At 71.3% G+C, this 19758-nt stretch carries 18 protein-coding genes and 1 pseudogene; 8 read left to right on the top strand and 11 right to left on the bottom strand.

Annotated features, from left to right (window positions below; genetic code table 11):
* Nucleotides 1-492 precede the first annotated feature (492 nt).
* Complete coding sequence (locus tag ABFX54_RS12715) at nt 493-978, top strand: N-acetylmuramoyl-L-alanine amidase (protein WP_346104409.1); 486 nt, start codon at nt 493-495, stop codon at nt 976-978.
* A 595-nt stretch (nt 979-1573) separates the two neighbouring features.
* On the opposite strand, the gene ABFX54_RS12710 is transcribed toward ABFX54_RS12715, so the two are convergent.
* The 3 genes from ABFX54_RS12710 to ABFX54_RS12700 form a co-directional block, all read right to left on the bottom strand.
* On the bottom strand, nt 1574-2413 hold the full coding sequence (locus tag ABFX54_RS12710) for a hypothetical protein (RefSeq protein ID WP_346104407.1): 840 nt from the start codon (nt 2411-2413) through the stop codon (nt 1574-1576).
* A gap of 273 nt (nt 2414-2686) precedes the next feature.
* On the bottom strand, nt 2687-3661 hold the full coding sequence (locus tag ABFX54_RS12705) for a zinc-binding alcohol dehydrogenase family protein (protein WP_346104405.1): 975 nt from the start codon (nt 3659-3661) through the stop codon (nt 2687-2689).
* 256 nt (nt 3662-3917) lie between these two features.
* Nucleotides 3918-4232 (bottom strand): hypothetical protein, encoded by a 315-nt coding sequence (locus ABFX54_RS12700; RefSeq protein WP_346104403.1) that lies wholly within the window; start codon nt 4230-4232, stop codon nt 3918-3920.
* On the opposite strand from ABFX54_RS12700, the gene ABFX54_RS12695 reads away from it, so the two are divergent.
* Together ABFX54_RS12695 and ABFX54_RS12690 are read left to right on the top strand one after the other, a co-directional pair.
* Entirely contained in the window at nt 4168-4665 is a 498-nt protein-coding gene (locus ABFX54_RS12695) for a hypothetical protein (protein WP_428834525.1), read from the top strand. The two genes, ABFX54_RS12700 and ABFX54_RS12695, sit on opposite strands and share 65 nt — an antisense overlap.
* A 93-nt stretch (nt 4666-4758) precedes the next feature.
* The gene (locus ABFX54_RS12690; protein ID WP_346104399.1) at nt 4759-5004 is read left to right on the top strand and encodes a hypothetical protein; all 246 of its coding nucleotides are present in this window, start codon (nt 4759-4761) and stop codon (nt 5002-5004) included.
* Between the two features lie 13 nt (nt 5005-5017).
* Here ABFX54_RS12690 and ABFX54_RS12685 read toward each other — a convergent pair whose 3' ends face one another.
* From ABFX54_RS12685 to ABFX54_RS12665, 5 genes are all read right to left on the bottom strand, one after another.
* A complete protein-coding gene (locus ABFX54_RS12685) occupies nt 5018-5764 on the bottom strand; it encodes a nucleotidyltransferase domain-containing protein (protein ID WP_346104397.1) in 747 nt (248 codons plus the stop codon).
* Between the two features lie 208 nt (nt 5765-5972).
* On the bottom strand, nt 5973-7205 hold the full coding sequence (locus tag ABFX54_RS12680; protein ID WP_346104395.1) for a retropepsin-like aspartic protease: 1233 nt from the start codon (nt 7203-7205) through the stop codon (nt 5973-5975).
* Nucleotides 7202-7747, bottom strand: a complete 546-nt coding sequence (locus ABFX54_RS12675) for a helix-turn-helix domain-containing protein (protein WP_346104393.1) — start codon at nt 7745-7747, stop codon at nt 7202-7204. The genes ABFX54_RS12680 and ABFX54_RS12675 overlap by 4 nt, the downstream gene beginning before the upstream one ends.
* A gap of 65 nt (nt 7748-7812) precedes the next feature.
* Nucleotides 7813-8424, bottom strand: a complete 612-nt coding sequence (locus ABFX54_RS12670) for a bifunctional 4-hydroxy-2-oxoglutarate aldolase/2-dehydro-3-deoxy-phosphogluconate aldolase (RefSeq protein ID WP_346104391.1) — start codon at nt 8422-8424, stop codon at nt 7813-7815.
* Complete coding sequence (locus ABFX54_RS12665) at nt 8417-10234, bottom strand: BNR-4 repeat-containing protein (RefSeq protein ID WP_346104389.1); 1818 nt, start codon at nt 10232-10234, stop codon at nt 8417-8419. The genes ABFX54_RS12670 and ABFX54_RS12665 overlap by 8 nt, the downstream gene beginning before the upstream one ends.
* A gap of 45 nt (nt 10235-10279) precedes the next feature.
* Here ABFX54_RS12665 and ABFX54_RS12660 point away from each other — a divergent pair.
* Nucleotides 10280-11378: pseudogene (locus ABFX54_RS12660) on the top strand (sugar kinase).
* Here the strand turns inward: ABFX54_RS12660 and ABFX54_RS12655 are convergent.
* Nucleotides 11371-12096 carry a GntR family transcriptional regulator gene (locus tag ABFX54_RS12655; protein ID WP_346104387.1) on the bottom strand — a complete coding sequence of 242 codons (726 nt, stop codon included), beginning with the start codon at nt 12094-12096 and terminating at the stop codon, nt 11371-11373. The pseudogene ABFX54_RS12660 and the gene ABFX54_RS12655 overlap by 8 nt on opposite strands.
* A gap of 46 nt (nt 12097-12142) precedes the next feature.
* Nucleotides 12143-13141 carry an acetylxylan esterase gene (locus ABFX54_RS12650; RefSeq protein ID WP_346104385.1) on the bottom strand — a complete coding sequence of 333 codons (999 nt, stop codon included), beginning with the start codon at nt 13139-13141 and terminating at the stop codon, nt 12143-12145.
* A gap of 192 nt (nt 13142-13333) precedes the next feature.
* Between ABFX54_RS12650 and ABFX54_RS12645 the strand changes: the two genes are divergently transcribed.
* Both ABFX54_RS12645 and ABFX54_RS12640 read left to right on the top strand, forming a co-directional pair.
* Complete coding sequence (locus ABFX54_RS12645) at nt 13334-15226, top strand: DUF8034 domain-containing protein (protein ID WP_346104383.1); 1893 nt, start codon at nt 13334-13336, stop codon at nt 15224-15226.
* The gene (locus tag ABFX54_RS12640) at nt 15223-16140 is read left to right on the top strand and encodes an aldo/keto reductase (RefSeq protein ID WP_346104381.1); all 918 of its coding nucleotides are present in this window, start codon (nt 15223-15225) and stop codon (nt 16138-16140) included. The genes ABFX54_RS12645 and ABFX54_RS12640 overlap by 4 nt, the downstream gene beginning before the upstream one ends.
* 62 nt (nt 16141-16202) lie before the next feature.
* On the opposite strand, the gene ABFX54_RS12635 is transcribed toward ABFX54_RS12640, so the two are convergent.
* Nucleotides 16203-16997 (bottom strand): RraA family protein, encoded by a 795-nt coding sequence (locus ABFX54_RS12635; RefSeq protein ID WP_346104379.1) that lies wholly within the window; start codon nt 16995-16997, stop codon nt 16203-16205.
* A 93-nt stretch (nt 16998-17090) separates the two neighbouring features.
* Here ABFX54_RS12635 and ABFX54_RS12630 point away from each other — a divergent pair, with 93 nt between their 5' ends.
* Together ABFX54_RS12630 and ABFX54_RS12625 are read left to right on the top strand one after the other, a co-directional pair.
* Nucleotides 17091-18347 carry an alpha-L-fucosidase gene (locus ABFX54_RS12630; protein ID WP_346104377.1) on the top strand — a complete coding sequence of 419 codons (1257 nt, stop codon included), beginning with the start codon at nt 17091-17093 and terminating at the stop codon, nt 18345-18347.
* Nucleotides 18348-18443: 96 nt separating this feature from the next.
* Nucleotides 18444-19691 (top strand): ABC transporter substrate-binding protein, encoded by a 1248-nt coding sequence (locus ABFX54_RS12625; protein ID WP_346104375.1) that lies wholly within the window; start codon nt 18444-18446, stop codon nt 19689-19691.
* The last annotated feature ends 67 nt before the right edge of the window (nt 19692-19758 follow it).

Raw genomic sequence — 19758 nt, 5'->3', positions numbered from 1 at the left:
GTGATGCGGTGCCGGCGTGAGGCATTGGAGAGACAGCCCTCCTCAAGCGACACCGCGCCTCGCCTGCCGATGAGAGCATCCAGCTTGGCCCAGAATGGGTCATGAACGGGCGTCGCCGTAGAGAATCGTCTTCATCGAGTTACGGGTCATATGGTGACTGGTCGATCGGTTTATCCGCGATCCTCTTCGGAGCCGGGTGCGTAGGTTCGAATCCTACAGGGGCACTCGATCTTGGTCAGTAGTCCCGGCTGCTGACCAGCACAAACATCACAGGAACGGACGGGCCTCCAGTCTCACGGAGCCCGCCCGGCACCATGAGCTCGGGCGCTGACACCAGCGAAGCGATACGACTACCTCCACACCGCCGGTGCCGGCATCTGCCCGCGCACCGGCCGGGTCGAAATCCCGGCAATCCCCGTCGCGTCGCCTGCTCTCAGCTCCCATCCGCCGTCTAACCTGCGGAAACAGCAGCACAGGAACGGGAGGAACATCATGGGCCTTGTCATCGTCAACCGCGCCGGCTGGAACGCACGCCCACCGAGAGATCCGGACGAAGTGGAGCACGTCGCGCTGTCCGCGCGCACCGAGTTCGTCGTGCACCACACCGAGACCCCGACCACGCGCTCGCCGCGATCCATCCAGGACGGGCACATGGACGAACGGGGATGGAACGACATCGGCTACAACTTCCTGGTTCGCGACGACGGCACCGTGTACGAGGGCCGCGGCTGGCTCGTACGCGGAGCCCACGCCAAGGACCACAACATCACCGGGCTCGGCTGCGCCTACATCGGCATGAACGCGCCGACCGAAGCGGCCAAAGAGTCGATCCGCGCCCTGTACGACGAGGCCTGCGCCAAGACCGGCCACACGCTCAGCCAGCTCGGCCACAGCCAGGTCGGCGACACCGACTGTCCCGGCACGAAGCTCCTGGCCTGGGTGGAATCCGGCATGCTGGTCGCCCGCGACCAGGTGTGACCCCGGCGAGAGACGTTCGAAAACGGCCTGGTGGCCGCCGTAGCAGGGCGGGGCCGGGTGCCCGACGAGCAGCGGCGGCCCCCGCGGTAGGCGTCCGGCTGCCGGCGAAGGCCGCGAGCGGATTGGCCGCACAGCATGAATCCGCCGAAGCGGCGCGTCTTCTCGTTCGTGCCGAGGCAATGCTCGGGCCCAGCCTCGACGTACTGGGACAGCGCGTGTCGCGAGCGATGCTGGTTGTACCGGTGAGAAGGAGGCTGACCCGGCAATCCGCCCGACGATCCCAGAACAGGAGAGGCTCAAATGCCACGGTAGGCATGAATACTCACGAGCGCATCGGCTTTGACGCCCTGCCTTTCAATAGCCTTTTCACCTCAGGTCCACATAACTCATCCTCTCATTCTTCTTCGTTTGATATCAGATATCGCCGGTTTAGTGATTACCGAGAGTTTTATTTCATCGATGGTGCAGACCCCAGGGGTCAGGCGAATCGTCCGTCGTGTCCGGCCTGACTGCATGATCCTTTTCTTGTGGCCGCTCCGGCCGGGACGTCGAGCGCCTCGGTCAGTGTCCGGTAGGCGATCTTCAACCCCACCACTTACCACGCCCGGGCCCAGGAAGGGGGCGGCGTCGGGGCAGGGGTCAGGTCGCGCAGATCGTGGGACCACGTCTCCGCCCACGTACCCGACCGCCGCTCAACGATCTTGACGGAGCCTTCACGAGTGGCCATGAGCAACCGCCCCTCGCTGTCCCAATCGGCCCAGGCCGCCTCGGGCAGGGGCGTAAGGTTGCCGTCGTCCTCTTCGCGCAGGTAGCTGACCTGTACGCCCTCGATCCCGTGCCCCTGGAAATCGGTCCCGGTGTGGGCCAGCACCAGTGCGCGCTCGCCGCCGGGCTGGACACGTCCGATAAGTACGGCTTCGCGTAACGCGGGCGGCAGCCGCTCCGTCCGGCCTTCGAGGGGACGCCAGCCGCGTTTGTACTCGTTCTGGAGATCTCGATAGGTCCAGTCGAGGGTGAGGTCCTCGACCGTCGCACTGTAGGGATAGCGGCCGTGAAAGGGCTGTTCGTCGATGGAAGCGGAGATCTTCAGGCTGTTGTCCGCCGCGAACTCGCATCCGCCGGTCCAGGTGCCGCTGGCGTGCCAGGCCACGAGCGCGGTCAGCCACGGCGTCTTCGAGACGGCGAAGTAGGTGTCCCATGGGTGCTGCCCGTGCCCGAGCGCGAAGTACCCGAGCAGCTTCCCGTCGGGCGACAGGTCGCATCGGCGCGGGTAGAGCGTGCCCCGAAGCCACGCGCCGGAGCTCACCTCACGGGCCCGCAGGTCCCATTCGAGCAGGTGCCACCAGCCGGAGGGGCCGCGGCGCATGATCAGCGCCGCTGGTGCCGCGGTGGCGACGAGTACGTAGAGGCGACAGGGCGGAGCGGAGATGGTCATCGGCCGGCTCCCTTGAGATCATGACCGGTGTTCGTGGCCCGGCGTGACCGGCCCGGGCTACGAATCCGGCCCCGACCAGCTCGTGGTCGTCGACGACCACGACGTGCGGGGGCGTTGTCATGGGCTCACCCGTTCGGTTGCCGCCGGCAGTGTGGCGTGGACGCGGAAGCCGCCGTCCCGGCGTGGGCCGGCCTTCGGCTTCCCGTCGAAGAGTGCCACGCGTTCACCCGTTCCGACCAGACCGAATCCGTCGCCGGTGGTGGGCGTGCCCGGTCAGTCGAGGACCACGACCATCTTGCCGCCGGCCTGGTTGGCCTCCATCACCCGATGTGCCTCGGGGACCTCTTCGAAGCGGAATACGCGCGACGGCTCGACCCTGAGCCGGCCCGCCGCCACCTGCTCGGCGATCTGCTGCAGGGGAACGTCGGACAGCGGGAAGCCGGGAGTGCCGAAGACGAAACTGGCGAAGAAGGTGAGGTAGACGCCGCTCGCCATCTGGGCCAGCGGATTGAAGTCGGCGATGGGATCCAGCCCGCCCAGCCAACCGGCCAGGCAAGCACGACCGCCGCGCCGTAGCATCGCCAAGGAGTCCAGGATGGTGCTGTTGCCCACCAAGTCGAGTACCGCGTCGAGCTGCTTGGCCTCGCCGATTCGCCGGGACAGCTCGGGCTCCTCCCGTTCGGCGCGCCGCGCACCGAGTTCCTCCAGCATGGGGAAGCGTTCCGGGTTGCGACTGGTGGCGATGACGTGGGCACCAGCGTTGACAGCCAGCTTGACAGCGGCCTGACCGAAAGAGGAGGTCGCCCCGCGAACGAGCAACGACTGCCCGTCAGCGATCTCCAGATTGCGGAACAGACAGGTCCAAGCCGTCGCATAAGTCTCCGGGATGGCCGCGAGCACCTCCCATGGCAGGTCGGACTCGATCAGCGCCACATTCGAGGCCGGCGCCCGGGTGTACTCGGCGTAACTGCCGTTGATGGTACGTCCGAGACCGCCCATCAACGCCGCGACCTTGGCGCCCGCCGGGAACTCGCCGCCGGGGCAGGCCTTGACCAGTCCGACGCACTCGATGCCACTCACCTTCGCGGCCTCGGCCCACTCGCCCCGGCGCATGTGCATCTCGGCATGATTGACACCGAACCCCTTGATCTCGATGACGACCTGACCGGCGACGGGCTCAGGATCGGGCAGCTCGGTGTAGACCAGGCAGTCAGGACCGCCGAACCTCTCGATGACGATGGCGCGCATCACGACTCTCCCCACGTCGTACGGCATCCGCACCCCACCGCGGCACCGCCACAGTGGCGTGGGCACCGGGAAAGGCGATTCTCGTTCCCGGGGACCTCGAAAGGGTGCTGCCCTCTCACGCCACACCCACGCTCTGACCAGTGAGTTCAGCCTCGGAGGAAGAAATCAGTTCGTGGAACCAGAGCGGCTCTCGCGCTCGACAAGGTGCGGTTCGGTGGCGGATACGGGAGTCTCCGTGATCGAGGCGCCCCGATTCTCAAGGGGAGTCCATGTTCAGGTCGCGAGCCTCCGATGGGACGCCGTCTCGCGACCGTGCCCGGTTGCTGCGGCGGTCGGTGGCACGGGTCGTGGTGGTCGTGGCACTGGTCGTCCCGTACGCGGCGGCCGGGCCGGCCTCGCATACCGCGCCCAACTCCATCTGCCGCATGGGGCCGGCGGCCTGGGGTGACAACGCGCAGGGGCAGTTCGGCCCCGGCGGCACCCAGACGGCGCACACCGCGGCTCGCATGCCCGCGACCACCGTGTTCAGCCAGGTTTCGGCCGGGGGCTCCCACACCATCGCTCTTGCCAAGGACGGCACCGTCTGGGCCTGGGGTGCCAGCTACTACGGCGCTTTTGGGCAACGGCACCACCGCCCCGAGCCTCGTACCGGCCCAGGTGCCGGGGCTGTCGGGTGTCGTCGATGTCGCCGCCTCCAGGCACGCCGGGATGGCGTTGCGCGGCGAGGGCTGGGTGGTGGTCTGGGGGCACGACTTCAACCAGTTGTCCGGCGAGGGCCCGATCAGTGCCACGTCGCTGGAGTTGTTCAGGATTCCCGGGCTGCGGGAGATCGGCGCCGGGCTGGACAACGGCGCGGGGCTGCAGGACAACGGGCGGGTGCGGGCGTGGGGTGGCAACTCGTCGGGAAGCGTGGGCACCGGATCGCTCGCCCAAGCCAACCCCGATCCTGCGCCGGTCATCGGAGTGGTCAACGCCTCCTACGTCGGTTCGGGGCCGACTGCTGATCACGCGGTGGTGGTGCAGCCGGTGCTCACCGACTTCTCTCTGACGCTGGATCCTGGTGCCGGATCGGTCGCTTCGGGCGGATCGTTGAGGCCGTGCTCTCCCTCACCCCGTTGAACGGCTTCAGCGCCACCGCCGCCCTGAGCGTCACCGGCCTGCCGCCCGCACGGATCACCATCAAGCCCTCCGCCACACAAGTGCGCGCGGACAAGGCCGTCACCGTCACCGTGCGCGCCGCGTCCACTCTGCCGCCGGGCGTCCACGCCTTCGCGATCAGCGGGGCGGTGGGCTCGACCGTCAGGTCCGTGCCCTTCTCCCTCACCGTCACGCTCCCGCCCTGACCAAAGCGCTCGGTTACCCGATCCGGGCGCGCAGCACCAGGTCGTGCAGCGCCGCCTCGGTGGTGGCTCGCTCGGGCAGGGCCGAAGCCTCCCGGGCCTCCTCCAGGGTCTCGGTCATGCGTTTCACGCCCGCCTCGATGTCCCCCTTCGAGGCGAGGTCGCCTGGCAGGGCGCCGTGCTCGGCGGCCTGCTTGGCGGCGACGAGTTCGGGCAGGTACGCGGGGCCGTACGGGTACAACCGCGTCAGATCGGCCTGGAGTTCTCCCGTGCGCATGAGGTGCGTGCCCGTGGCCAGCACCCGGAAGGTGTAGAGCAGCGGCTTCAGCTCCCCCGTCTTCTCGAACAACCGCCACTGCGTACGGGAGAACCCCAGGTAATGGTGGGCGTGGTGCCGCGTCAGGCAGCCGGGCGCCAGCGCGGCCAACTCCTCGTGCGTCGGTGCGGACGTCACCACCAGCGGCGACAGCAGTTGCTCCAGTACGTAGCCGTTGCGGCCGAGCAGCAGCCGGCAGAACTTGGCGACGTCGTGCGTGACCAGGTCCACTTCCGTGCCGTCGCGCGTCCACATCCGCGACAGCGTCTCGGGCCCGTGGCGCAGCCCCGCGACCTCCTCGACCGGCAGCACGTGCACCCCGCGCAGGTCCACGTCCGAGTCCACCGAGGGGAACCCGTACAGGTGCGCGCCACTCACCGTCGCGAACATCACGGGGTACGGCTGCTCGGCCGGAATCTCCGCCAGCCACCCAGGCAGATCCACCATTTCTCCCTTCGTCCGCCGATCAGGAGATTCTCCACCTTTCTGATCAGACCGCGCGGACGGTCGCCCTTGCTGCCGCGTTCACGTGCCGATCAACCGAGCCGGCGCAGAGTTCCTCCATTCACTTGGAGGAGAACATGGCGGCGGCGGACATCGAGCCGGCACAGGAGCAGTTCCAGCGGATCGCGTTCTCTTGAAGGTCAGGGGGATGTCAGTCATGAGACGCCGCCGTGCGAAACACGTACCGTCCTTCGTCGAAGTCCAGCGTCCACGCGTACGCCTTGAGGAAGGCGTGTGTCAGCACGCCGTCGACGCGCACGCCGCCGAAGGAGCGCCACGGCGTCGCCCGGGAGCTCGCGACGGCCACGAGCGGGGCCTGGTGGGTGAGCGGGCCGAGTGACACCGGCTCGGGGCTGTCGAAGTGCGGGCGGGTGGTCAGGAGGCGCGGGACGCCCCAGGCGCGGTAGCGGCGGGACGTGGCCAGCAGGCCGGCCTGACGTGGGGGATCCACGGCGTCGTCCACGTGGACCAGGCCCGAGTCGATGAAGAAGGTGAGGTCGTCGCGCGGGCCGAAGCCGCCGCGCGCGAACATGTAGTGATCCGCCCAGAGGTGGAAGGCGAGCTCCGCCGCCACGGGGCTGTCCGCGAGGAGGCGGGAGTGTTCGGCGGCGGCGTCGGGGTGGCGTCTCGGGGAGAGGATGAGGCGGTGGCGGGGTTGGTCGAAGGTGGACAGGAACTGTTCCAGCACGTTGGTGCCGATGATCACCAGATCCTGGGGGCCGACGAGGGTGGAGAGCACCTGGACCGGCACATTCGTCAGCGACGCGGAGCCCAGGCGCAGCTCGGCGATGGTGCCGTGACGGAGCTCGGTGCGATGTGCTCCGTGGGAGTCGGTGCCGCTCATGGTGGTCACCACGCCTGTCTCCGCGGCGCGGCGTGGTCCCATGACGACGAAGGGGGCGCCGGTGTCGAGATGCGCCCGTACGTCCACGCCGTCGACGGTCGCCGCCACGGCCGGGAGGTAGGGCGCGAGCTCGTGGTCGGCGAACGGAAGCGTGGTGGCGCCGTCGAGTCGTACCCCCAGCGGGCGTCGCAGTCTCGAATCGAGCAGGCGCAGTGTCTGCTCGACGGCCCGTGGCCGGGTGTCATGGCGCCGGCGTACGTGCTCGACCGCCCGGTCGGGGCGGCCCAGGTGCAACCAGGCCGCGACGACCGGCTCGTCCAGCGCTCTCGGCGCGCGACCGGCCGCGGCGAGGGCGTCGTAGCAGGACAACGCCTTCTCGTACGACTGCCGCACGGAGTGGCAGAGGAAGAGCAGGTGGTCCCGGGAAGGACCGGAAAGGGTCTCGGCGTGACGTGCGCAGCCCGCCACGTCGCCCCTCGACCAGGCTCGCCAGGCCGGCCGTGAACGGGCGTCGAGCAAGCCGCCCAGCGCGCTTCTCATTCGGCTGACTCCTGGGGTGACTCGGTGGCGCCGAGATCCATGGCGACGGCGACGATCGTCAACAGCGGCACCACGGCGTGGGGCGCGATCGCGTACTCGCCGCGCCGGGGCTGGATGAGCAGGCCCGCGCTCTGCAGGTCCTTGAGGTGGTGGTACAGGTGGCCGGTGGACGTCTCGCCGAGCGTCTCCTGAAGCTCCCCGCGGGTCCGCGGTTCCTTGAGGAGGGCGGCGAGCAGGGCCAGGCGCGGCCCGCTGGCGAGGCGTTCGAACAGGGTCGCGGCCCGGGCCCAGTTCGCGCCGGCCACCTCGCCGGCCGCGTGCTCCATCGCCCACATGTAGTGGCGGTCCTCGAAGGTCACCGCACCGCCGTACATGACCGTGTCCGGGCGGGTCTCCCCTTCGGCCCTGGACCTGATCAGATCGACGAGGTCGAGCGGCGGTGCTTGGGTGGCGGCGGGGCGTGGTGGCGCGTCCGCGGGCGGCTCTTCCAGGCGGGCGACCCGGCGTTCGAGCTCCGCGACCCGGTCTTCGATCGGTCCCATGGGCATCCCTCGTTCCGAATATTCCGTATTTCCGGAATAACGGAACTATAGCGCCGCCGCCTGGATCAGGAGGTCAGGGCGGACAGGAAGGTGCGGGCGTCGGCGGGGGTGGCGCGGGTGAGTTCGCCGCCCATGCCGACCGCGACCGCCCCCGCCGCGATCCAGCCGGGCGCCGTACGCATGGTGACCCCGCCCGTCGGGACGAGGGGCGCGTGGGGCAGCGCCTGGAGGACGTCCCGCAGCGCCCCGGGCGAGCTCTGCGAAGCGGGGAAGAGTTTGACCAGGTCGGCGCCCTCTTCCAGGGCTGCCACGATCTCCGTGGGGGTGGACGCGCCCGCCACGACGGGCACGCCGTGGCGGTGCGCGGTCCTGATCACCTCGCGGCTCAGCGAGGGGCACACCAGGAAGCGGGCCCCGGCCTGGATCGCGGACAGCGCCTGGGAGGCGTCGAGGACCGTCCCCGCCCCCACGAGCACGTCTGACGGGACAGAGGCGCGCAGGGCGGTGACGGCGGGCAGTGCGTCCGGGGTGGTCAGCGAGATCTCGACGGCCGTCACGCCCGCCGCCGTGAGACGGGTGCCCGCCTCGACGGCGGCGGCCGGCGACGGCGCGCGGACGATGCCGATCACCCGCCGTTCCACGAGGCGGGCGGTCAGCGCCCAGCGGTGCTCAGCCACGGGACAGGACCTCGATCTCGTACACGCGGGCCACGTCGAGCGCGTTGCCCGAGGGATCGGAGATCGCCAGGCGCACCTGGCCGGCCGTCACCGAGGCCGGGACGCGGACGGTGCCCGCCGTGTTCCCGGTGATCGTGGCGACCCGCTGCCACCCGGACGCCGTGTGGGCCTCGACGGCGAAGTCGCGCAGCACGTCCGTAGCGGGGACGGGCGCCTTGCTGTAGCCGGAGCGGACCCGGATCTCGCTGATCGGGTACGCGCGGGTGAGGCTCACGGTGATCGTGGGCGCGGTGTCGCCCTCGGCGGAGATCCACCGGCTGTCGTCCGAGCACAGGCCGTCCACGGCCTTGCCGCCCTCGGTCCCCGCGCGCAGCACCGACGACACGGTCACGGAGGCGTTCAGCGCGACGTTCACTCCGTTGGCCTGCAGCCGGTCGGCGATCTCCGAGAACGGCCCGCCCGCGCCCGGCGCGCCGTCGCGCGGCACGGTGGCCCGCCACAGGGCGCCGATGACGGGGGCGGTGACGTAGAGGAGGTCGGTGCCGTTGGCGGAGCTCTGGGCGCGCAGCCGCTGGAGCCCCTGGCGGACGTCGCCGAGCGGGCTGAACGCCCACGGTCCGGTGCCGGACCGCTCGGCGCGCACGACCTGGCTGCGGACGCCGCCGCAGCCGCCCGCCTCGGCGACGAAGTAGATCCGGGTGACGACGCCGGCACGGGTGACACCGATCGTGGCCGAGTTGTCCACGGCGTGCTCGGCCCGCGCGAGTACGGTCTCGCGCCGCCACGCGGCGCCGTCCCAGCTCGCGTAGCGCACGTCGAAGCCGGTGAACGTGCTGCCCGAGCCCGCCGTCAGGTACCGGTAGGCGATGCCGGCGAGCCGGTCGCCCGACACGGCGAGCTTGGCGGTCTGGACGGCCCTGCTGGTCGAGGTGATCGTCTCGTCACCCTCGTACGGCTGGTAGACGACGCTGTTCCCGGCCCCCGGCGCGAGCGGCACGGTCAGGGCGGCCCCGGTGACGTCGCGCCAGGAGCCGTCGGCGGGGTCGAACACGGCGTACGAGCCGAGGTGCCGGTGCGTCGTCGAGGGCCACGGGCCCCACTCCCAGAGCACGTGCACCCGCCCGGCGGCGTCCACCTGCAGATCGTCGGGGTAGAAGGAGTGGTTGGTGCCGGAGGCGATGACGGCGACGCGGCTCCAGGCGTGCGTGGCGGTGTCGAAGCGGTACAGACGTCCGTCGCGCACGGCCGCCGCGTCCCGGTGCGCCCGGACCATCACGTACGCGTCGCCGTCCTTGCCGCGCGCGGTGACCGGGTACGTGAAGCCGAGCCCGGCGTCGGGCAGGGTGGCGGACGCCTCGCTCAGGGAGGTGACGTCGCCGGGCCTGGTGCCGCGGTAGTAGCGCCAGCCGTCCCCGTGCATGGAGACGAAGGCGTGGATGACGCCCTCGCCGTCGAGGACGATCGACGGCTGGTTGTGGCCGACGTCGTCCGCGTACGTGACGCAGGCGCCGGAGGCGGCGGGCAGGCAGCCGTCGCGCCAGGTGCCGTTCGCGGCGCGGGCGGCGATGTGCACCTCGTGGCTGCCCGCGGTGGCGGCGGGGGCGTTGTAGGCGAAGTAGTCGGTGCCGCCGAACGAGTCGAGCGGGCGCCACCAGCCGGACTGGTTGGAGGAGTCCACGGTGACGGGCGCCTGCTCGATGGAGGGCGCGGCGATCGTGGTGGGGGCCACGACGGCCGAGGCGGTGGCGGGCAGGGGGACGAGGGTGGCCGCGAGCAGCGCGGCGGCGGTGAGGATGACTGGACGGAGCACCGTTCCTCGTTTCATGGGAGGGGGGTGGAACGTGGTCTTCGCGTCATGGGGAGGGGCGCTACTTCTGCGTCCACAGGCTCTGAGTCAGGGACGGGGTACAGGACGGAGGCCCACTCTGCGCTTGGGTCGTTGCTCGAACCGGAACCCATCCTGCTCCTATTGCGATCGGCTTGCACTATGTGGGATGGTCACGCACATGGTGCAAATCCGTCAAGTGCGGAGTGTTTCGTGAGCGGGCGGGTCGACGTGGTGGGCTTCGGTGAGGCCATGGTGCTGCTGGAGGCGGACGATCTCGCGGGTGCGGAGCGCTTCGACGCCTCCGTCGCGGGCGCCGAGCTGAACGTGTGCACGGTGGTCGCCCGGCTCGGCCTGCGGGCGGCGTTCGCCTCGCGGGTCGGGGCGGACCCGTTCGGGACGCGGGTGCTGCGTGACGCGGCGGAGCGGGGCGTGGACACCGGGCTGGTGAGCACCGACCCCGGCCGTCCCACCGGCGTGTTCTTCAAGGAGATCAGGCCGGACGGCGGGCGGCGCGTCCACTACTACCGGGCCGGCTCGGCCGCCTCCGCCATGGACGTCGCCGACGCGGACGAGATCCTGGCCCGGCGACCCCGCGCCGTCGTCGTGTCCGGCCCGGCTGGTCACCGCCCTGTGCGAGCGGGCGGGGGACGCCTTGATCGTCCTCGACCCGAACCTGCGACCCGCCCTTCCGGTGCCCGCGCTCGCGCCGCTCCTGCCCAGGGTCGGGCTGCTGGTGCTCGGGCAGGACGAATCGCGGGTGCTGTTCGGCGAGAGCGACCCGGCGCGGGTGTTCGCCGCGGCCAGGGCCGCGGGGGTGGGCGAGGTGGTGCTCAAGGGCGGAGCCGAAGGCGCCTGGTACGCGGGGGACGCGGGGGAAACGGGGCCCGTGCACGTGCCGAGCACCGCACGCGAGGTGCGCGACCCCGTCGGCGCGGGCGACGCGTTCCTCGGCGGCTACCTGGCGGCCAGGCTGTCGGGCGCCGGGCCGGGCGCGGCCACCCGCCTCGGCGCCAAGCTGGCCGGCCGCGTCGTCGAGACCCCCGGCGACACGTCAGGACTCCCGGACCAGGACACCGCCCGCACCCTGCTCCGTCACACCCTCACGAGGGAGGAGGCGGTCAGGTGACGCTGCTCGCGGGTTTCCGCTGGACGCGTCGGTCGGGGACCGGGGAGCGGCCGGCGGCGTGGTCGGCGAAGGCGTCGGCGGCCGTGGCGGGGTCGCCGGCGCGCAGCAGCGCGACCAGGCGGCCGTGCTCGTCGGCCATCGCCCGCCAGTCGCCCTCGAACAGCGGGTCGGCGATGGCGCGCAGCGCGCGCAGGTTGGGCTCCAGCACCTCCCACATGCGGGTCAGGAACGGGTTGCCGGCGATCTGCACGACCCGGGTGTGGAAGGCGATGTCGACGTCGCGGAACCGGCCGACGTCGTTGGCCCGCCCGGCCTCGTGCAGCTCGGCGACCAGCGCGTCCAGCTCATCGAGCTGCTCGGCGGTGACGCACGCGGCGGCCAGGGTGGCGCCCAGCCGTTCGAGCGGCTCGCGGACCTGGCGGGCGTAGTCGGCGTCGCGGGTGGAGATCTCGACGACGAAGTGGCCGCGACGCGGCACGTGCATGAGCAGGCCCTCGCGGGCGAGCTGCTTGACGGCCTCGCGAACCGGCGCTTGACTCACTCCGAGACGGCGGGCGATCTCCGACTCGACCACGCGGTCGTTGGGCGCGAGGTCGCCTTCGACGATGGCCTGGCGGAGGAGTTCGTACACCCGATCGGAGATCAGAATGGGGCGAACGGAGTCCTTGCTCGTGGCCAGCCGCGAGGCGAAGCCGCTCACTTGCGGTGTCGATGCCATGTGTTCCCCATCATCGCTGTCGCGTCCCCCTATTCATGATAAATGATCATCGCTTAGCAGGTATCGATGGTGACCAGCGGCCGGCCAGCCAGGCCAGTTTGACCACCTCGTGGTCGGGGCCGCCGCCCTCGTGGTCGTTGAACGGGTAGACGCTGATCCGCTTGTCGCCGACCGGCTGCTCGGCGCGCGTCCCGTAGTGGTTGAAGGCCGCGTACACGGTGGACGGCGGGCAGATGCGGTCCATGAGGCCGACGGAGAACAGCGCGGGGGCCGTGGCCCGCCGGGCGAGCACGGCGGCGTCGAAGTAGGACAACGTGCGCATCACGGTCTCGGCGTGCGCGCGGTGGAGCTTCACGTACCGGGTGATCTCCACGTACGGGGGCTGGTCGGTGAAGGTGGCGGCGCGCGGGAAGCAGCACAGGAACGGCACGTCGGGCAGGACCGCCCGCAGGCCGGGCGCGAGGCCGGCCACGGCGAGGGCGATGCCGCCGCCCTGGCTGGTGCCGGTCACCGCGACCCTGGCCGGGTCCACCGCCGGGTGGGCGCGTACGGCCGCCACGGCGCGCACCGCGTCGGTGTAGAGGCGCCGGTAGTAGTAGCGCTCGGGATCGAGCACGCCGCGGGTGAGGAACCCGGGCGCGGCGACGTCGCCGGTCGCGACGTCGGGATCGGGGGTGTCGGCCCCCTGGCCGCGGCTGTCCATGACGAGGTGCGCGTAGCCGGCGCAGGCCCAGAGCCGTTTCTCGTGCGGTACGCCGCGCCCGCTGCCGTAGCCCAGGTACTCGACCACGGCGGGCAGCGGCCCGGTCCTGGTGACGGGCAGGTGCAGCCAGCCCCGGACGGGATGGCCGCCGTAACCGGCGAAGGTGACGTCGAAGGTGTCGATCGTCGCCAGGCCGTTCGCCACCGGCTCGGCGGTCATCGCCAGGTCGAAGGCGTCGCTCTCGGCCAGGGTCTTCGCCCAGAACGCGTCGAGGTCGGGCGGCTCCGGCAGGGCCGGACGGTACTGCTCAAGCTGGTCCAGGGGCAGATCGAACTGCGCCATCGCCCACCAATCATCGCTTATCGATCGTCAACCGGTGCATAGAAGCAGGGCCCCCGACCGTTGTCAACTGACGCGTCAGGCCGCACGCGCCGCTCAGCGGAAGTCGATCACGCCGGCTCCCCGTGTTGACAGGCGGTTTCGGGCTCAAAGATGATTCCTGTCATCGGCTATCGATGAACGATTGGTGTTCTCATGCGCATCTCACACCCGCCGGCGCTGCGGGCGAGCCGTACCGTGACCGATCCGCCCGCGTGGGCCAGGCTGCAGCGCGAGTTGTTCGCCGCGCAGGAGGAGGCGTGGCGGATCTTCGCCGGCCGCTACACCGAGGGCGACGGCCGGCTCGTCTTCCGCGACCGGGTCGGCCAGGGGCTCGACGGCCGCGACGGCGTGGACGACTTCTACGAGGCGTTCTTCAACTGGCCGACCCTCTACCTGCTCGGCGGCAGCGACGACGTGCTGGCGGCGGCGCGCCGGCACTGGCGGGGCGTCACCGCCCAGCTCGCCGAGATGGGCATGCTGGTGGACGGCTTCGAGCGCGGCTACGACTGGTTCCACCAGGGCGAGGGCCTGCTGCTGTTCTACGGTCTCTGCCTGGCCGATCCCGAGGACGGCGAGCTGAGAGAGCTGGCGGCCCGCTTCGCCGGCCTCTACCTGCCCGGCGGCCCCAACTACGACCCCGAGCACCGGGTGATCCGCGCGCCGCACAACGGAGCAGGCGGGCCGCGCTGGGGCTTCGTGGACGACGACGTCTACTTCCCGTGGAGCCTGGCGCTGCGCCCGTACGGGCTGCCGCTCGACTGGATCGACGAGGCCGCCCCCTTCGACGACCTGGCCGCCGACCCGGCGCGGGCCCGCGCGTACGGCAAGGTCATGTGGGAACGCATGGGACGCGGCGACACGATCGTCAACCTGGCCGCGACCAGCCTCGTCGCCAACGCCTACCTCCTCGGCGGCGAGCCGCGCCACGCCGACTGGGTGCGCGCGTACGTGGACGCCTGGCGGGAGCGGCTGGACGGCCGCGAGGTCGTCCCCGACAACGCCGGCCTGCACGGTGTCGTCGGCGAGCACCTGGACGGCCGCTGGTACGGCGGCCACTACGGCTGGTCCTGGCCGCACGGCCTGCCGCCGGTCGGCACGGCGTCGATCGTCGGCGCGGCCAACGCGGTGCTGCTGACCGGCGACCGCTCCTACCTGGAGCTGGCCCGCAACCCGCTGGACGCGGTGCTGCGCGAGGCGGCGCCCAGGCGGCCCGCCGAGGTGAGCACGATCACCAAGCGCTGGCGGCCCCATCTGCGCGGGCTGGCGGACGAGCCGACGCTGCTCGCCCCGATGCGCCGCGACGACTCCGGCTGGTTCGACCACAACGTGTTCCCGACCCAGCTCCCGGTGGCGCTGTGGCACTTCAGCAGGGACGCCGCCGACGGCGAGCGGATCGACCGGCTGCGGGAGGCGTCGAGCTGGGACTGGACGGCCGTGCACACCCAGCGCACCAAGGAGGAGTCGGGCCACGAGGAGCCCTGGTACGAATACCTCGCCGGCCGCAACCCCGGCTACCCCGAGCGGATGCTGCGCAGCGCCGCCGACACCTGCGCCGAGCGGGTCGCCGCGATCGAGAACGACCCGGTTGACCCGGCTGTCGGGCCCGACGCGTTCGGCATCCACGACTGGCAGGACCGCAACCCGGTCGTCACGGAGGCGCTGCTGCAGCTCACCACCGGCTCGCCGCAGGTGCTCTACAACGGCGGCCTGGCCCAGATGCACGTGCGTTACTTCGACGCCGCGCGCCGACGCCCCGGGCTGCCGCCGGACGTGGCGGCGCTGGTGTCGGCCATCGACCCGGAGCGCACGGTGATCGAGCTGGTCAACCTGGGCGGCGCGGAGTGCTCGCTGGTGGTGCAGGGCGGCGCGTTCGCCGAGCACCGCATCGACACGGCCGGCGCCGACGACGAGCCGGTCCGGCCGGTCGGGGGGCCGCATGTCGGCGTCCGGCTGCCGGCCAGGACGCGGGTACGGCTGACGCTGGCCATGACGTTGCACGCCGCCCGGCCGGTCGCCGCGACGCCGCCGTGGGAGGTGGCCGGATGAGCGTCGCGCTGCCCCGGCTGGGGCTCGGCACCGCGCCCATCGGCAACCTCTTCGCGCAGGTGAGCGAGCGGGACGCGGCCGCCACGGTGGCCGCCGCCGTGGCCGAGCGCATGACGTACTTCGACACCGCCCCGCGCTACGGCCACGGGGTGGCCGAGGACCGGCTCGGCCGCGCCCTCGCGAACGGCGCCTCGAACGGCGGCTTGGACGGCGTTGTGGTCTCGACGAAGGCAGGGTGGCTGCTGCGGCCCGGGGAGCGGGTGGTCACCGACTGGAGCGAGCGCGGCCTGCGCGAGTCGCTGGAGTCGAGTCTGCTCCGGCTCCGCCGCCCGGCGGTGGACGTGCTGTTCCTGCACGATCCGGACGACTTCCATGAGGAGATCCGGCGCACCGGCTACCCGGCCGCGCGCCGGATCCGCGAGGAGGGGCTGGCGGGGGCGATCGGGTTCGGGATGAACCACTGCGAGCCGCTGGCGGCGTACGTGGCCGAGTTCGAGCCGGACGTGGTCCTCATCGCCGGGCGGTTCTCGCTGCTCGACCACGACGCGCTGACGACCCTGCTGCCGCTGTGCGCGAAGACCGGGACCACGGTGGTGGTGGGCGGGGTGTTCAACACCGGGCTGCTGGCCGACCCGCGGCCCGGCGCGATGTTCCACTACCGCGAGACGCCCCCTGAGGTGCTGGCGCGGGCGCGGCGGTGCCGGGAGGTCTGCGCGGAGTTCGGGGTGCCGCTCGCCGCGGCGGCGGTGCGGTTCCCGTACCTGCATCCGGCCGTGGGGTCGGTGGTGGTGGGGTGCCGGTCGGCGGAGGAGGTGCGCGCCAACGCGGCGGCGGCGCGCACCGAGATCCCGCCGGAGCTGTGGCACCGCCTCGCCGCGGAGGGCTTCGTCCCGCCCGAGCTCCTGGAGGCGTGACTGAAGCCCGCCGTGACTGGGCCCGGGCCCGCTATGAGCGGGCCCGGGCGGGCCCGGGACGGTCAGCCGGCGTCCCGGGACGCCAGGTACTCCTCCAGCCCGGCCCCGGTCAGCGGGTAGTAGTCGGACAGCCGGCCGCCCTCGTCCAGCCGCCGCCGGGCGAACTCCTCGCGGTCCTGGTGCAGCAGCGAGTCCTCGGCCAGCGTGACGGCGCTGCGCTGCGGCACCACGACCGCGCCGTCCTCGTCGGCCACGATGAGGTCGCCAGGCGTCACCAGCGCGCCGCCCACGCCGACCGGCACGTTGAACGCCGAAGGGAACAGCTCCGTCTGCGAGGCGTAGTGCGGCGTCACCCCCGTGCACCAGATCGGCACGCCGAGGGCGCGCACGCGCGCGGCGTCGCGCACCCGCCCGTCGACCACGATGCCCGCCCCTCCGCGCAGCTTGAAGTAGCGGACCAGCATGTCGCCCAGGCAGCCGGTGAAGTGGCTGGCCTGGGCCGACACGACGAGCACGTCACCGGGCCTGATGGTCTCCAGCACCGCCCACAGCGCGGTCTTGCGCTCGGCGTCCTCCTGTTCGCCGCCGGAGAAGACGTCCTCACGCTGCGGGAGGAACTGCAGCGTGACCGCACCTCCGGAGACGCGGACGTCCGGCTCGCGGTGCAGCGGCACGGGCCCGTCGATGAAGGTGCGGGTGATGCCCATCTGGTGCAGTTTGGCGCAGGCGGTGGCGGCGCTCACGCCGTCGAGCGCCGCCACCATTCGCGCGGTCGGCCGGACGAAGGGCGAGGACTGCGCCGGCCCCAGCATCGTCTCGTAGGTCTCCTGCTCAACGCCGTGCCCGTACGGGTTCATCGCTGCGCTCCCCCAACATCGACAATTATCGCCTATCGATGGTAGATGTAACTGCCGATCAGCGAGGGCTGTCAACCGTGGGAGGAGACGCCGATGTCAGGCGGATCGGCAGAGTGGTTCCGGGCGGCGCGCTTCGGATTGTTCGTTCACTTCGGCTTGTACAGCCTGGCCGCGCGGCACGAATGGGTGCGCAGCCGCGAGGCCATGCCGGACGCCGACTACGACCGCTACCTGGAGCGATTCGACCCCGACCGGTTCGACGCGGCCTCCCTGGCCAGGGCGGCGCGCGAGGCCGGGATGCGGTACGCGGTGCTGACGGCCAAGCACCACGACGGCTTCTGCCTGTTCGGCTCGGCGCACACCGACTACACCTCCGTCCAGGCGGTCGGCCGCGACCTGGTCGCCGAGTTCGCCGCGGCGATGCGGGCGGAGGGGCTGCGGGTGGGGCTCTACTACTCGCTGCTGGACTGGCGTCATCCCGACTTCACCATCGACCGCCACCACCCGCTGCGCGACAGCGTCACGCCCGAGGAGGCGGCCGGGCGCGACATGGCGCGTTACCGGGCGTACCTGCACGAACAGGTACGGGAGCTGCTCACCGGCTACGACCCCGACCTGCTCTTCTTCGACTTCACCTATCCGGAGAAGGGGCCCGCGGAGTGGGGTTCGGCGGAGCTGATGGCGATGGTGCGCGAGCTGCGCCCGGGGATCGTGGTCAACGACCGGCTCGGCATCCCGGGCGACTACGTCACGCCCGAGCAGTACCAGCCCGACGCGCCGCTGACCCGCGACGGCGCCGAGGTCATGTGGGAGGCGTGCCACACGCTGAACGGCTCGTGGGGCTACGACCGCGACAACCACGACTACAAGAGCCCTGACCTGCTGGTACGCATGCTCGTGCAGTCGGTCGCCTGCGGCGGCAACCTGCTGCTCAACGTCGGCCCCACCGGGCGGGGCGAGCTGGACCCCCGGGCCGCCGGGACGCTGCGCGCGATCGGCGCGTGGACGTCCCCGCACGCGCGGGCCGTGCACGGCGCCGGGCCCAGCGCGTACGAGCCGCCGCCCAACGCGCTCTACACCCAGCGCGGCGACCGCCTCTACCTGCACCTGCTCGCCTGGCCGCTCAAGCACGTGCACCTGCCGGGGCTGGCCGGCCGCGTCCGGTACGCGCAACTGCTGCACGACGGCTCCGAGGTGCGCATGCGGGAGCTGGACGGCGGCGACCACGAGCACAACAACCTCGCTCCCCCTGGCCGGGAGCCGGGCACGCTCACCCTCACCCTGCCGGTGGTCCGGCCGGACGTGCTCCTGCCGGTCGTCGAGCTCGTTCTGCGCGCCGAAGAAGCCTGACGCCACACGAGAGGCCGCACGAAATGGCTCTTGAACAAGTGAGGCAGGCGAAATAACATCCCCTATCGATAGACGATTAATGATGGAAGAAGGAACATGAACAGGCGACTGCTGGCGGCCGCGGTGACGGCCCTCGCGTTAACGGCGACGTCGGCGTGCGGCGGAAACAGCGGCGGCGGTGACGGCGGCACGGGCGGCAAGACCACGCTGCGGATGATCGTCAACATCACGCCCAACCTGACCGAGCAGTTCTGGAACGGGCTGTTCGACCGCTACGAGGCCAAGCACCCGGACGTGACCGTGAACCTGGAGCTCACCGGCACCATCGAGGCCGAGGCCAAGCTGCGCCAGGACCTCGCCGCCGGCGACCCGCCCGACATCGCGCAGCACGTGGTGCCCACCCCGGAGACCGCCGAGCTCTTCGTGGACCTGTCGGCCGAGCCGTGGGCGGCGAGGACGCCGCTGTTCGACGACTACGCGATCGGCGGCAAGCACTACGTGGTCGGCGTCGGCGAGCAGATCCAGTCGCTGGTCTTCTACAACAAGAAGGCGTTCGCCGACGCGGGCCTCGACGCCACGAAGATCCGCACCATCGCGCAGTTCGAGGAGGCGATGGGCAAGCTCAAGAAGGCCGGGCTGGTCCCGCTGCAGACCGCCGGCCAGTGGGTGACCGGGGCGCAGTTCAGCATGCTGGCCGACGCGGGCGTGCTCACCGCCGACCCCGACTGGACGGTCAAGCGCAAGAAGGGCGAGACGACCTTCGCGGCCAGTGGCTACAAGCGCTACTACGAGCTCTACCGGTCCTGGCTCGACCAGGGGTTCATCGACAAGAGCCAGCTCGGGCTGCAGTACCCCGACGGCCAGGCCGCCTTCCTCAAGGGCGACTCGGCGATGTACGTCATGGGCTCGTACTTCGTGCCCGCGGCCGACGAGGCGGGCAAGAGCGACGGCATCGGCGTCTTCCCCGTGCCGTCCGACGGCGCGTACCCGCCCGGCCAGTTCGGCAACATGGCACAGCCGTACACGGTGGTCGCGCAGTCCAAGCACCGTGAGGCGGCGGTCGACCTGGTCGAGTGGCTGGTGACCGACGAGGAGGCGATCAAGGTGCAGCTCGCCGCCGACGGCAACCTGCGCAAGGGGTTCGCCTACGACGTCTCCAGCCTCGGGGACGGCGTGCAGAAGGTCCTCGACGAGACGCCGGTGGTCCTGGTCAAGCAGGGCGAGCGGCAGCCCGTCCAGGGCTACGCCGACGAGCTGAACAAGCAGATCCAGTCCCTGTTCACCGGCGCCTCGGCCGCCGACGTCGCCACGAAGCTGGACCAGTGGTGGGACTCGCAGAGGTGAGTGCGGACTCCGTGCGGGTGGCCGCGCGGAGCACCGCCCCTGACAGCGGCACGCCGGGCGGCACGCC

It is taken from the genome of Nonomuraea maheshkhaliensis (genome assembly GCF_039529435.1).
Lineage (GTDB): Bacteria > Actinomycetota > Actinomycetes > Streptosporangiales > Streptosporangiaceae > Nonomuraea > Nonomuraea maheshkhaliensis.
This window is presented reverse-complemented; position numbering and strand designations above follow the sequence as displayed.

Excerpts from the sequence above, each read along its gene's own strand:
- ABFX54_RS12675 (WP_346104393.1), bottom strand. The coding sequence starts at position 7,747 with ATGGGACCGATCGAAGACCGGGTCGCGGAGCTCGAACGCCGGGTCGCC.
- ABFX54_RS12715 (WP_346104409.1), top strand. The coding sequence starts at position 493 with ATGGGCCTTGTCATCGTCAACCGCGCCGGCTGGAACGCACGCCCACCG.
- ABFX54_RS12710 (WP_346104407.1), bottom strand. The coding sequence starts at position 2,413 with ATGACCATCTCCGCTCCGCCCTGTCGCCTCTACGTACTCGTCGCCACC.
- ABFX54_RS12625 (WP_346104375.1), top strand. The coding sequence starts at position 18,444 with ATGAACAGGCGACTGCTGGCGGCCGCGGTGACGGCCCTCGCGTTAACG.
- ABFX54_RS12640 (WP_346104381.1), top strand. The coding sequence starts at position 15,223 with ATGAGCGTCGCGCTGCCCCGGCTGGGGCTCGGCACCGCGCCCATCGGC.
- ABFX54_RS12630 (WP_346104377.1), top strand. The coding sequence starts at position 17,091 with ATGTCAGGCGGATCGGCAGAGTGGTTCCGGGCGGCGCGCTTCGGATTG.
- ABFX54_RS12635 (WP_346104379.1), bottom strand. The coding sequence starts at position 16,997 with ATGAACCCGTACGGGCACGGCGTTGAGCAGGAGACCTACGAGACGATG.
- ABFX54_RS12705 (WP_346104405.1), bottom strand. The coding sequence starts at position 3,661 with ATGCGCGCCATCGTCATCGAGAGGTTCGGCGGTCCTGACTGCCTGGTC.
- ABFX54_RS12645 (WP_346104383.1), top strand. The coding sequence starts at position 13,334 with ATGCGCATCTCACACCCGCCGGCGCTGCGGGCGAGCCGTACCGTGACC.
- ABFX54_RS12685 (WP_346104397.1), bottom strand. The coding sequence starts at position 5,764 with ATGGTGGATCTGCCTGGGTGGCTGGCGGAGATTCCGGCCGAGCAGCCG.
- ABFX54_RS12680 (WP_346104395.1), bottom strand. The coding sequence starts at position 7,205 with ATGAGAAGCGCGCTGGGCGGCTTGCTCGACGCCCGTTCACGGCCGGCC.
- ABFX54_RS12695 (WP_428834525.1), top strand. The coding sequence starts at position 4,168 with ATGCCCGCGACCACCGTGTTCAGCCAGGTTTCGGCCGGGGGCTCCCAC.
- ABFX54_RS12655 (WP_346104387.1), bottom strand. The coding sequence starts at position 12,096 with ATGGCATCGACACCGCAAGTGAGCGGCTTCGCCTCGCGGCTGGCCACG.
- ABFX54_RS12650 (WP_346104385.1), bottom strand. The coding sequence starts at position 13,141 with ATGGCGCAGTTCGATCTGCCCCTGGACCAGCTTGAGCAGTACCGTCCG.